Raw genomic sequence first — 13,811 nt, forward strand, 5'->3', positions numbered from 1 at the left:
AGCGTAGTCGCTCCCTATATGGGAGTGTGGATTGAAATTAAGTGCTCTTGATATAGGAAAAGCTTTATTAAAGTCGCTCCCTATATGGGAGTGTGGATTGAAATAATACTCTAGCAAAATTAAAACTCTCATTTGGAAGTCGCTCCCTATATGGGAGTGTGGATTGAAATTGGTTGTTAATGGAACTATTGTATTAGTGTTAAAGTCGCTCCCTATATGGGAGTGTGGATTGAAATTGCTGTTGATATTCTGGTTGTTAATGGAACTATTGGTCGCTCCCTATATGGGAGTGTGGATTGAAATCTACCCATCCTGTTTTAAATGTATCTGGAGGTGTGTCGCTCCCTATATGGGAGTGTGGATTGAAATTAACATGAAACACTGTATCAGTACCATCTTTTATGTCGCTCCCTATATGGGAGTGTGGATTGAAATAAGTGATTGCGGTATCTGTAAGCAAAATATTTATAGTCGCTCCCTATATGGGAGTGTGGATTGAAATTTTACTTTTATAACAACTTCCTTTGCCACCACTGAGTCGCTCCCTATATGGGAGTGTGGATTGAAATACAAGGGTTTGGATACTTCCTACACTTGCTTCCAGGTCGCTCCCTATATGGGAGTGTGGATTGAAATAAAGCTGTAGCAGATAGAGAAGAATTAAAAGGTAGTCGCTCCCTATATGGGAGTGTGGATTGAAATTCTTTAGACACTTTTCATTGCATTTATAACAACATGTCGCTCCCTATATGGGAGTGTGGATTGAAATTCCTAATGTTCGATTGGATGAAACATCGTTTGTTCGTCGCTCCCTATATGGGAGTGTGGATTGAAATAATGTTGATGTGGCAGATAGTACAAGAACTGTAAAGTCGCTCCCTATATGGGAGTGTGGATTGAAATCTAAACCCATATTATGCAAACTCCATCTTTTTATGTCGCTCCCTATATGGGAGTGTGGATTGAAATATTTGGAACAAATACTAATAACTTATCTCCTGTTTGTCGCTCCCTATATGGGAGTGTGGATTGAAATTTACAGGAAGAGGAATACATCAATTAACAGCAAAGTCGCTCCCTATATGGGAGTGTGGATTGAAATAAGATGGAAGCTATGGCTCAAATGATTGCACAATGTCGCTCCCTATATGGGAGTGTGGATTGAAATCATTGTTGGAAGTGCAATGAGTTTTTTAGAAGTGGTCGCTCCCTATATGGGAGTGTGGATTGAAATACAATTAGGTAATGTACAAAAGGTAGGAATATCAAAACATTACAAAATATGATTTATGATATAATTAAAAAAATAAAGTTTTATCAATAATAATTATAGGATTATTTTTATATTTATCAGTATACTTATTAATTGAATTCGGAAAAAATATAGGAGAAGGTATCTACTACTTAATTCATTAAATACTATAAATGATGCAATAAATTGAAACTGTTAATAAAAAACAAGTATCCATCATTGGGAACTTCTAATAGTGATACAAAGCAAACAAAATTAAACCCTTGATTTCTCAAGGGTTTTTCTTATGGGGAAAAATATCAATTTCATCAAGGATTTTTATCTTTTCTACCGCTGCCAAAATTTATTTCGAAGATTATATCAATAAATGCAAAGAATAAACCTAATATTATACCAAATTCAATAATATTTAAATTAAAAAAAATTTTAATACCAAGAGCGATAAGAATAAATGAAAGAGAAATAATTGTATTACATATTCCCTTTCTTTTTAAATTTCGTGTAATATTTTGTAGTGGTACAAATAACTTTAAGGCACTATTGTTCAAGCCAATAAATAATATCCTAAACAAAATAGAAAATATAACACTAGTTATAATAATATATATACCATCCAAATTTAGTCACCTACCTATTTTTATATAATATCCTATAAATAGGTAGGCGAGGAAATATATTCATTGATTTGCTGCAATGGAAAACTGAACCTAAAGATACGAGCCCTTCTAATTAGTAGAATCTCAAGGCAAGATACTCGTAATATCCTCTAGGAGGTTAACTGTAATTATACTAAATTCTAAAAAAGTAGTAATTAGATAAAAATTTAAGGATTTCTTTAGATTTATAAACAAATTATCGCATATTTAGATGTTATTATTAAAGGTATAACAATATTTATATTTAAAGAAAGATCGAGTTTTAAAGGCTCTTACAATAAAGGAGAAAAAACAATGCAAAAAACACAAGTGATAAGAATAAAGAAAAGAAGGCAAAAAACACAATTGATACGAAGAAAGACAAGACGGCAAAGAAAAAATAAAGGTATTATATTAAAGATAATTTTAATGTTAACTATAATTATTGGAGTTTTTTTTGGAGTTTTTAAGACAGGTAAATATTTTTACAATAAATATGGACAAGCTACCCTGGTTACTTCAGGCAAAAACACTGAAGAAATCAATCCAAATGATAATATAGAAAATAGCAATGAAGTTATTGCAATAGATGAAAATACTATTAAGGAATCAAATGTGAACGAAGACGGGGAGAAATATACTTATGATATCGAAAAATTAAAAAATGAAATGAATGGTACAGAAATAAAAGATGGCAAAAAAATAGTTTTCCTTACATTTGATGATGGGCCATCCATTACTGTAACTCCTGAAATATTAGATGTGTTAAAGGAACAAGATGTGAAAGCAACTTTCTTTTTAATTGGGAAAAGTCTAGAGGCTGATGAAAAAAGTAAGCAGTTGGTAAAAAGAGCTTTTGAAGAAGGGAATGCTTTAGGAAATCATACATATACCCATGATTTAAAAAAGGTATTTCCAGGAAATAAGATTAATATAGAGACTTACATGAATGAAGTAAATGAAACTAATGAGGCAATAAAAAGAATTATTGGACAAGGCTTTCATACAAGAGTCTTAAGAATCCCCGGAGGATATATGTCTAGAAAATACTATAATGATCCTAATTTAGATGCGTTTAGTGCTAGATTAAAAGAAAATAATATGTATGATATTGATTGGAATGCTTATGATCAAGATTCAGAAGGAAAAAAGAAAACCGCAGATGAATTAGTTGAGATAACGAAAGCATCTATAGGAGCTAAAGAAAAGGTAGTCATTTTAATGCATGATACATATGGTAAAGAACAAACCGCTAAGGCATTACCTAGAATTATAAAATATTTAAAAGAACAAGGTTATGAATTTAGAACATTGAAATAGGATTTTAATTAGGTTGTTATTTTATTATGGTGGTATATAATATCATATAAATAGATTCAGTCAGGAGTTTTTGCATTAAATAATAATGTGAAAATATAAGGAGTTAAAAATATGGATACAAAAGATTTGAAAATTGTAGTTTCAGGAGATATATGCATCGATTTACTACAATGGAAAACTGAACCCAAAGATAAGAGCCCTTCTAATTGGAGAAATCATACAAACATGAATGTTATTGCAAAGGGTGGAGGGGCTCTGCTTCTATCTGGACTGGTAGATTTAGCTATTGAGGGTTCTGTAATATCACCACAAATAGAAGACCTGGATGCACCTATTCCAAAGAAACTTTTACGTTCTACTTCAGAGTTAGAGCTTTTTCCTAAAACAATAGGAGAAAAAAACAAAGATAAGGTATATCGTGTAAAAAGTTTTCTTGGATATACAGGACCATCAACTGGTGATCCTAAGTTACTTCCAATTATAAATGATGATGTAGATGCTGATGTAGTGATAATAGATGATGAAAATAATGGATTTAGTTCTAATAAAGATTTTTGGCCTTTGGCTATAAAATCAACTGAAAAATCACCATTAGTAATATATAAAATGAATAATCCCATTGAATTTAGTGATCTATGGAAACAAGTAGAAAAATATCATATAAAAAATACTGTTGTAATTATAGGTGGGGATGATTTGCGATCCAAAGGGGTTAACATTAGCAAAAGTCTCTCTTGGGAAAAAACAGCTCTGGATTTTATTTGGCAAATAAATAACAATCCTAATATCGCATTTATTGCCAAGTGTCACCATCTAGTAATACCATTTGGAATTGAAGGTGCTATTTATTATAGAAATGACGGAGTATCTCAATCACAATTATACTTTCTTCCGAATGAATTTGAAGGAGGGTTTATTAAAGAAGCCCAAGGTAAAATTTATGGACTTACATCTTGTTTTGTAGCTGGACTTACACGTAGTATTGTTTCAGGAAAACTTAAAAATGAGGAACTTAGTAAATCAATAGGTAAGGGTATACGTGAGGGTATTGTTTCTGCACAAAAATATTTTATTTATGGTTTCGGTGAAAATATTGAGGAATTCACTTTTCCTAATCCAGCAATTTTCACTGAAGAAAAAGATGACTTTATATATAAAGAAAATATACAGGATGTACTAATACGTAATTCAGATAATCCAGATTGTCAGTCCTGTTGGTATATTATAAAGGACCAAAACTCTAGTAATTTAACTGAAATAGCTTATGATATTGTTAAAAATGGAGAAAAAAGTGCACTTAAATTCATACCAATAGCAACTTTCGGAAAATTAAAAGCTGTTGATAGAGCAGAGATTGAAGCATATAGAAGTATTAAAAATCTTATGACTGAATATGTATCTGCAAAAAAAACAGAGCATCCTCTTTGTATTTCTGTATTTGGAACACCTGGCTCTGGAAAATCTTTTGGTGTAACAGAAGTTGCGTCTAGTATTGCTCCAGAGATAATTGAAAAATTAGATTTTAATTTATCACAATTTCAATCAGTAGGTAATTTAATTACTGCATTTCATAAGGTAAGGGATATTTCACTTACAGGAAAAGTACCATTAGTATTTTTTGATGAATTTGATTCAGCATTTGATGGGAAATTGGGATGGTTAAAACATTTTCTGGCACCTATGCAAGATGGTGCATTTAGAGAAGGGGATGCCATCCATCCTATTGGGAAAGCAATTTTTGTTTTCGCAGGTGGAACTAGCATAACTTTTAAAGAATTTTGTGGAGAAAATATAGAGGATGAAGGAGAACATAAAGAATTTTTAAGCCAATTTCAAAATGCTAAAGGCCCAGACTTTGTAAGCCGGTTAAGGGGTTATGTGAATATTTTGGGGCCAAATCAAACTGATGAACAATGGGATCAATTGTTTGTCATTCGTAGAGCCATGCTGTTACGTTCACTACTAGAGAGAAAAACCCCTCATCTTATAAATGAAAGAGGTGAAGCTCAAATAGACAGTGGTGTATTAAGAGCACTACTTAAAGTTCCAAAGTATAAGCATGAGTCAAGATCCATGGAAGCAATACTAGAGATGAGTATGCTAAATAATGCTAGAAAGTGGGAACAATCACATCTACCTTCTAAGGAACAGTTGACATTACATGTGGATGAAGAACAGTTTTTACGTAATCTAATGCATGATACATTTTTTAGTGAAAAAATTGAAAAGCTTGCTATGGCTATTCATTACAATGATATAATACTATGCGACGATAGAAATATGGAGACTTTGAGCTATTTAAAGGCATGGGAAGAGCTTAATAATGAAATTAAAAATTCCATCCGAGATCAGGTAAGGCATATCCCTAATGCTTTGCATAAAATCAATTATGAAGTTATCTCTGTTAAAGAAAAACCTGATGTTATAAATTTCACTGAAAAAGAAGTGAATATTTTAGCTGAATATGAACATAAACGCTGGTCACTTGTAAAAAAGGAAGCTGGGTGGAAACATGGTAATATATTAGATGCAAAGAAAAAAATACATCCTTCACTAGTGTCATGGGATAGCTTACCTAGTGAATTCCAAAATAATATAATTGAAAATATTAAATCATGGCCATATATCCTATCAAACTCAAATCTTACAATTGAACGGCTAAAATATTTATGCAAGTGTGAGGCCGTATTATAAAACATAAAGTGAAATTGCCTCAGAGGACAATCTAAATATAGATTTACCTATGAGGCAATTTTCTTTTACTATAGTGGCTGCAGGGGTCAAGCTCTTACTGTAAATTAGGAAGAAATATATTTTCACCTAGTGGGTAATCGTTATTTGGCAAAGCATTAATACTTATTAAAAAATCCACAATATTATCAGTAGTGGACTATCCATACTTAAAACAGAACTAATTGTAATAAATAGGAAATTTGTGGTATCATTGATTTATAAGGTTAACTTAGAATTGTAGATAACAATGTAATTGTTATGCTATAATATTAGTAAAACACTACTAGAAGTAATTAAGGTTTCTATTGTGATTAGATTGAGGTGGAGGCATGCTTAAATTTCGTTTCTTAGGAGGCGTACAACTTAAAAATAGACTTTTAATTTATATGACTGGATTAATTTTGATGTCTTGTTTATCTGTTGGAATAACCAGTTATTTTATTGCAAAAAATGCCCTTGATGATAAAGGTGAAGTGATTTTAAAAAATGGCGTAGAAATGGCTCTAATTCTTATAGAGTCAAAGAATAATGCTGTCGAAAATGGATCTATTTCCCTGGAAGAAGCCCAAGAACAGGTGAAAAAGTCTCTGATTGGGAGCAAAAATCAGAATGGCGTAAGAGCTGTGCAGAATAATATAGACTTGGGTAAAAATGGTTATTTTATTGCATATAGCAAAGATGGGATGGAACTTATGCATCCAACCCTAGAAAATAGAAATGTTTGGAATTCTACCGATAAAAGTAATAATTCTTTTTTATTGGTTCAAGATCAAATTAGTAAAGGAATAGCTGGTGGAGGGTATTCCTACTATACATGGGATGTACCAAATTCTATTGACCTTGGTAAAAAAGTAAGCTATTCTAGATGGGATGAAAATTGGGGCTGGGTGGTTACAGCTACATCTTATATGGCGGATTATAATAAAGGTGCAATTAGTATTATGGTTATAATGATTTTTACAACCTCAGTCATGTTACTAATTGGAATACTTATTTCTATTTATTATATTAGAGGTGTAACAAAACCCTTAGTAAAAGTAGTCGAAAACATGAAACTTGCAGAAAAAGGAATTTACTCCAGTATTAAAGATATAAATAGTGAAGATGAAATGGGACAATTGGTGCTTGGATTTAATGAAATGGTTTATTCCATAGATGATGCTCACCAAAATCTAATAAGACAAAAAGAGAAAATAAGATATCTTGCTTATTATGATAAATTGAGTGGATTATATAATAGGAATAAATTTAAGGAACATGTAGATAGCCGCATAAAGAATGGTTGTTCACAAGCATTTATTATTTTAATGGATATTAAGGATTTTAAGAGTATTAATTCAATACTTGGCAATGAGTTTGGAGATCAGATAATTAAAGTAATAGGTTCTGTTTTTCAAAGACTTCAAACAGAAAATGATTTAATTGCAAGACTTAGTGGAGATGAATTTGCAGCATGGATTGAGACTTGGGATGAATCTCAAATTACACATAAAGTAGATATCTTAAAGGAACAATTTGCAGAAGAATTGAAAAAAATAGGTTTTAATCAGAAGTTTTATTTTCATATTAGTTATTGCGCATATCCTGAGCATGGATTTGATTTTGAAAGCTGTTATAAAAAAGCTACTGTAGCTTTACGAATTGCTAAAGAGAATAGCCATACAATAATTTATAAATTCAAGCAATCTATGGCAGAAGCTTTAGAGTATGAAGCGAAAATTATAAATAATATTGAAGCAGCAATAGCTGATGAAGAGTTTAAAGTATATTATCAAAATAAAGTTAGCATTAAAGAAAATAAAGTGATAGGGGTTGAAGCTTTAGCAAGGTGGAATAGCAAAGAATTAGGCTTTATTAGTCCTGTAGTTTTCATACCTGCTGTTGATAAAGCAAATATGACTGCTAGATTTTCTAAGATGATAATAGGAAAAGTGCTTAAAGATTACCCTGCACTAGAGGAGAAATTTGGACAGGGACTTACTGTTTCAATTAATATTTCACCATTATTCTTTTTTGAGAAGTATTTTGCTAATACTATTATTACTGCGGTAAAAAATAGTGGCGTAAATCCAAATAAAATAATTCTAGAGATAACAGAAGATATATTCATAAATGATTTTAAGACTATTCGAAAGATTATTGCCGTGCTAAAAAGATTTGGTATAAAGATATCTTTAGATGACTTTGGAACTGGTTATTCATCTTTAACTTATGTTAAGGATATTGATTTTGATGAAATAAAGGTAGATAAAACCTTTATTCAAGGTCTATCAACAGATGAGAGAGTATTTGATCTATTAAAAGCAATTGACCATATTGCAAAGGCTTATAATTATTCTGTAGTAGCTGAAGGGGTGGAAACAAAGGAACAATTAGATATGGTCGCTGCAGCTGGATTTGATATTGTTCAAGGCTTTATTTATTCTAAACCTGAACCTATCTAATTTAATATTAAATTGAAATGAAAATAAAAAGATCATTTTATATTAAAAGACACCTATAGAAATATAGGTGCCTTTTTTATCTAATAGATTACATATAAATTACAATTAAAGATAAGTATACCTTTTTTCGCTATAATTAAATAGCGAAAGGAGGGATAATATGGAAAACGAACATATAATAAACATAAAGATTTGCCAAATGAGACAATCATTACAGGATTTAATTAATGAGAAACAAAGCTTATTAGATCCAGAAGTAATTATTGCAAGCCAAAAACTTGATGAAGCTTTGAATGAGTATCACAATTTATTCAAAAAAGTAGACAAGTAGAACAAAAAAAGGGAGAGATAGAAATATCTCTCCTTAGTAAAAGAAACTCAAAGTAATTGACAAATAGCATTTATAGAGTCAAAATTAAACTTGACAGGTATTTACACTAGTGGAATTAGACAATGTAAAAATGATAGTAAAGTAATAAATAATTAGGTGATATGTCCACATAATTTGTGGATTAATATATTATAACAATATGTCTAAAGTGTTATTAAAAAACAAAAAAAGCATTTGAGGGCAACTATAAAGGGGTATAAAGATGATAGAGGAAAAAAGATTTGCAGTATTAATAGATGCTGATAATGTCTCATCAAAATATATAAAATACATATTAGATGAGATATCAAATTATGGAGTTGTAACATATAAGAGAATTTATGGGGACTGGACTAAGACTAATGCAACAAGTTGGAAAGAAGTGTTGCTAGAGAATTCTATTTCTCCTATTCAACAATATGGTTATACAGTGGGAAAAAATGCAACAGATTCAGCTATGATAATTGATGCTATGGATATACTGTATTCTAATTATGTAGAGGGTTTTTGTATAGTTTCTAGTGATAGCGATTTTACAAAATTGGCAGTGCGTCTTAGAGAATCAGGAATGACAGTAATCGGAATGGGAGAGGCTAAAACACCTAAACCTTTCAGCGTGGCATGTAATATATTCAAATATCTTGATATACTATCAGAGGATGAAGAGAGAGATACTGCTGGATACAACTTAAATAAAGTAATATCAAATGCAGACAATAATGTGAATTCCATATCTGAACAAAGATCAAAAGAAGTTAAGAATATGACTGATATTAAAATCATTGAAGAATCAATGATAAAAATCATAATTGAAAATGGCGATGAGTCAAAAGGCATAGGCATTGGAGAGTTAGGAAGCCGTCTTGTGAAAAGATATCCTGATTTTGATGTTAGAAACTATGGCTATACTAAATTATCAAAGTTTCTAATTAGTTTTGATTCCTTAGATCTAAAAACAGAAGTAAATACTATAACTGTACATTTGAAGACAAATGATATTAGCGTAAAAAAAATCGAACAAACAATTCTTCAATTAATTGGAGTTAAGGGTATTAATATGGGTGAATTAAATAAAAGATTACTAGAAGGTTATCCTGATTTTAATGTGAGGAATTACGGTTATGCAAAATTTTCAAAATTAATAAACGATTTAAGTCGTTTGGGAGTAAGAACCAGCGGACAAAACGTTTCATTGGAGAAGGTAATTCCTGAAAAAAATCCTTGTAAGACAACATTAAAGAGTAAGTAGACTTAGTTATGAATACAAAATCACCATTTAGTTGGTGATTTTTTTGATTTTAATATAAAAGCAACTATATAGTTTTGTTAGCTATTTATATAAACAACTAAAAATATTATAAGAATTATTAACAAAACGATCCCCCAACCAATAGCAAACCATATTACTAGTTTCTTAGCAGATTTTTTAATCGAATTAGTTACTTTAGAATTATCAATTTCTATCTCGTTGAAATTACTGCTAAGCCATGCAGGATTGTATAATTTATTGTATTTAGAAAAAGTATATTCTTTCTGATATACTGCTTTATATTTAACATATTCTAGTTGATGGCCATAATTCCAATTATCATAATATAAGGTGAACATTGATAAAGCTTGTGAAAGCTGGGAATATTCATCAAGCAGATATAAATAATACTTGTCCAAATTATCCATAACACATAAGCTCTTAACAATTTGACCAATTTGCTTATCGCCTAAGAATAAAAGCATATTTTTATTAGTTCCTTTAGATATACTATAAGCCTTTATATTAAAATTTTTAAAGTTTATATTGTCGTAGGTACCCAGCCAGCCAGTTCTGACATGCTCAAAAGATCCAATTGATTCATTATTAGGATTAAGGATTGAGCATATTTTAGTGTGTACTTCAGAGAATATCCATATGTAGGGTATATTGTTTTTTAAATTATTAATGAATTGATATTTAGTTTGATATATTAATTCGCGATTCTCATCACATAATATACAAGAAAATGACTTAAATATACTTGGACACTGCCCCCAATTTGTATACTTACCATTTGTAGATACGGTGAATTCTGCTGCTGAATTTGATTTTGTTTGAGTTATTGTAATAATCATTTAAGATATCCCCCTCTAAAGTTCTCATACAAAACTATACTGTAGCCTTATATTTTTCTATTTCATAAACAACTTCTTTTGCCTTTGAAAATAATGTAAACATATATACTGTGCCTTGAACTTTGAAACATATTGCAGGACTAATTAACATAACCCTCTTAGCTTCTAAATTTTCAATAAGGTTCAGAGGAAAGACTAATAATCCTGTCTTAGTAAATGTGGACTCAAGCTTTGTTATAAAAATTAATCGATAATTTGTTACAATTAAAACTCCATCTGGTCTATCTAACTTATTTTGCTGATTCCAATATTTCGATACTTTTTGCAGGATAATAGACTCATTTTTAGCAAATTCAATTATGTCTGATATAGTATTGGTTTGCATAAAACTTCTCCTTTCTTAATGTAAAGGATACACTCGATTACATAACTTGTCTGTGTTCAGAATACTATCCAGTAAGAGTAATGTAAATATTTGCTATGGATGTGACTATGTCAGTCCCTAAAGCTACTTTTTGATTTGTAATAGGAGTTGTAGTTGATAATGTCGTTTTTCCTAACAAAACTTAGAAAAATCTAAAAATATAACTGGAAATTAAATTTCCAGTTATACAGTACTAACAAATATTAAATTTACATTCCCATTTATAAGATTGGAAATTATACAATAAATTTGGAGATTATTTCATTTAACCTATTTGCTATAGTTTTTAAATTTTCTGTGTTTTCAGCAATAATCTCAATTGAACTAGTTTGTTGCTCCATTGAAGCTGAAACCTCCTGTGTTGATGCTGCAAACTCTTCTGATATAGCAGAAATTCCTTGTATGCTGCCTACAACAATCTCTTTACCAGTATTAACTTCATTAATTTTATTGATAAGCTGTTCTAGATTATTATTCATCTCTATGACAGAATCACCAATAGTTTGGAATGAGTTTTCTGTATCAGTCATGGATGAATTAGCATCACTACTAGTTTTTTCTGCATTATCCATATTGTCTTTTGCAGTTTTAATTTCAATTTGAATTTCTTGAATCATAGTGGAAATTTGTTTAGTTGCCTCGGAGGTTTGTTCTGCTAGAGTCCTTACTTCATCAGCAACTACAGCAAAGCCTTTTCCTGATTCGCCTGCTCTTGCTGCTTCAATAGCTGAATTCAATGCAAGTAAATTAGTTTGTGATGCAATAGATTCAATACTACTTACTATTTGCCCAATTTGTTCTGACTTATTAGATAATTGTGCAATATTTTCTGATACTTTCTTAGAAGCATCATTATTTTCTTTTAATTTCTTTGATAGAATCTTTGTGGAATTAATTCTTACTTTATTTACTTCCTGAGTTATATTAGAATACTTCTTTACTTTAGTTGCTGTTTCAACAACTGTATTTACCTTGTTAGTAAAGGCATCTAATTCTTCAACGCTTTGCTGTGCATCTTGCGCTTGATCGCTAGCTCCTTTTGCTAACTCACTAACGGTAATATTAACTACTTCTATAGATTGAGCAGTTTCTTTCACTGAATCTGATACACTATTTGAATTTTCAAGTACATTATCTGAACTTGATTGTAAATCAGTTACCATAGTTCTGAGAGTAGACCGTAGTTGCGCAACTTCGTTTGCAATAACACCAATTTCACTCTTGTTTTGCAACAAACTATCATAGCTATGATCATCAACCAAATCAAGATCTTTTGTTTTACCAACTAGTTTTGCAACTTTTAAAATTGGACGGCTAATTCTATCACTAAAGTACATTGAAATACCAATTGAGATACCAAGAGATACAATAAGAACAATGATCAGCGATGTTATTAGTGTGTTTAAAGGTTTTTGAAATTCACTTATTGGAATAGCAAAACCTATAGTCCAATTAGATACGGCTACATTAGAGGAAATAAAATATTTTTGCTCTCCATCATAGTCTTTAAACATTATTGCTTCTTTGTTTGTACTTGCATTTATTATTGGCATATAATTTCCATCGAAAATTGTTGTTAAACTTTGTAAACCTTCATCAGTAGGTTGAAAGTCTTTATTAGGATGCATAATTATATTGTTTTCAGAGTCAATTAAATATGCATAGCTGTTATCAACAGGTTTCGCTTTTTCTATAATATCTGTAAGATTGCCCAGGTTAACATCAGTAGCTACAACACCTATGGTTTGTCCATTTCTTATTACTGGAGTTGCTATAGCTATTACCATTTTGTTAGTTGTCATATCTAAATAGGGAGCAGTATATATTAATCCGTTTTTAGCTATAGCGGCCTTATACCAAGGTCTAGCCGTGATATCATAATCAGCAGGTGGAACCTAGCCAGCGCCATCAAGCATATGCTTTTCATTTGTACCTAAATATATATCGGTTACATTAGAATTAACTTTTAATTTTTTTTCTAAATATGAAAGGGTATCTGTTTCATTGAAATTTTGGTCGTTTCCAATATTAAATGCAATTTCATTTAATATTTTAGCTTGTCCATCAAGCACACCATTAATCATTTCTGAATATTTTTGCGAAGCAAAGAGAATCTTTTCCTTAGATTCATTTTGTATTGCAGTTGATGCTATAAAATAGCTGACAATAGATGAAAATAAAACAAGAAAGATACATATTAATGAAAATGTTAACGTTATTTTGGTTTTAATACTTTTCATAAGAATTCGCCCCCCTAAAATATAATGAGTAGTTTTGATGTTAAAATGATTTTTATGAAATGATAAGAAAGTATAGCTGAATTTATAAAAATATCAGATATTATGTCTTTTTATTAATAATAATACATATTTTATTGGAATTCAATACAAAGATTTCTATGATTGAGTCAAGTAAAAGTGGGCAACTATTTTATTATCCATTATTTTACAGTATATATTTATAACTTCCCTTAAGCATTTTTACTCTTAATTGTAACTAATATCTCCAAATCCTTTTAATCCACATA

9 protein-coding genes and 1 CRISPR repeat array (1 of these 10 only partly in view) are annotated in these 13,811 nt (G+C 30.4%); of the genes, 5 read left to right on the forward strand and 4 right to left on the reverse strand.

Translation table 11 applies throughout. From position 1 onward, the window contains the following. A CRISPR array of direct repeats spans positions 1–1,234; the repeat unit is 32 nt; unit sequence GTCGCTCCCTATATGGGAGTGTGGATTGAAAT (it extends 7,846 nt beyond the left edge of the window). Between the two features lie 968 nt (positions 1,235–2,202). From CLVI_RS08080 to CLVI_RS08100, 5 genes are all read left to right on the forward strand, one after another. Continuing rightward, positions 2,203–3,207, forward strand: coding sequence for a polysaccharide deacetylase family protein (locus tag CLVI_RS08080; protein WP_106059615.1), 1,005 nt, complete (start codon positions 2,203–2,205; stop codon positions 3,205–3,207). 111 nt (positions 3,208–3,318) lie between these two features. Then, entirely contained in the window at positions 3,319–5,901 is a 2,583-nt protein-coding gene (locus CLVI_RS08085) for a RyR domain-containing protein (protein WP_106059616.1), read from the forward strand. 368 nt (positions 5,902–6,269) lie between these two features. After that, positions 6,270–8,384, forward strand: coding sequence for an EAL domain-containing protein (locus CLVI_RS08090; RefSeq protein ID WP_106059617.1), 2,115 nt, complete (start codon positions 6,270–6,272; stop codon positions 8,382–8,384). A gap of 160 nt (positions 8,385–8,544) precedes the next feature. Continuing rightward, positions 8,545–8,715: an aspartyl-phosphate phosphatase Spo0E family protein gene (locus CLVI_RS08095; RefSeq protein WP_106059618.1), complete on the forward strand. Its 171-nt coding sequence runs from the start codon at positions 8,545–8,547 to the stop codon at positions 8,713–8,715. 262 nt (positions 8,716–8,977) lie between these two features. Beyond that, positions 8,978–10,003, forward strand: a complete 1,026-nt coding sequence (locus tag CLVI_RS08100; RefSeq protein ID WP_106059619.1) for an NYN domain-containing protein — start codon at positions 8,978–8,980, stop codon at positions 10,001–10,003. A gap of 77 nt (positions 10,004–10,080) precedes the next feature. On the opposite strand, the gene CLVI_RS08105 is transcribed toward CLVI_RS08100, so the two are convergent. The 4 genes from CLVI_RS08105 to CLVI_RS17840 form a co-directional block, all read right to left on the reverse strand. Then, a complete protein-coding gene (locus CLVI_RS08105; RefSeq protein ID WP_106059620.1) occupies positions 10,081–10,860 on the reverse strand; it encodes a hypothetical protein in 780 nt (259 codons plus the stop codon). A 34-nt stretch (positions 10,861–10,894) separates the two neighbouring features. Then, a complete protein-coding gene (locus CLVI_RS08110; protein ID WP_106059621.1) occupies positions 10,895–11,245 on the reverse strand; it encodes a hypothetical protein in 351 nt (116 codons plus the stop codon). Between the two features lie 275 nt (positions 11,246–11,520). Further along, on the reverse strand, positions 11,521–13,158 hold the full coding sequence (locus CLVI_RS08115) for a methyl-accepting chemotaxis protein (RefSeq protein WP_278320513.1): 1,638 nt from the start codon (positions 13,156–13,158) through the stop codon (positions 11,521–11,523). 21 nt (positions 13,159–13,179) lie between these two features. Then, positions 13,180–13,524: a hypothetical protein gene (locus tag CLVI_RS17840; protein ID WP_242980623.1), complete on the reverse strand. Its 345-nt coding sequence runs from the start codon at positions 13,522–13,524 to the stop codon at positions 13,180–13,182. Between the last annotated feature and the right edge of the window lie 287 nt (positions 13,525–13,811).

The organism is Clostridium vincentii (genome assembly GCF_002995745.1).
Taxonomy (GTDB): Bacteria; Bacillota; Clostridia; order Clostridiales; family Clostridiaceae; genus Clostridium; species Clostridium vincentii.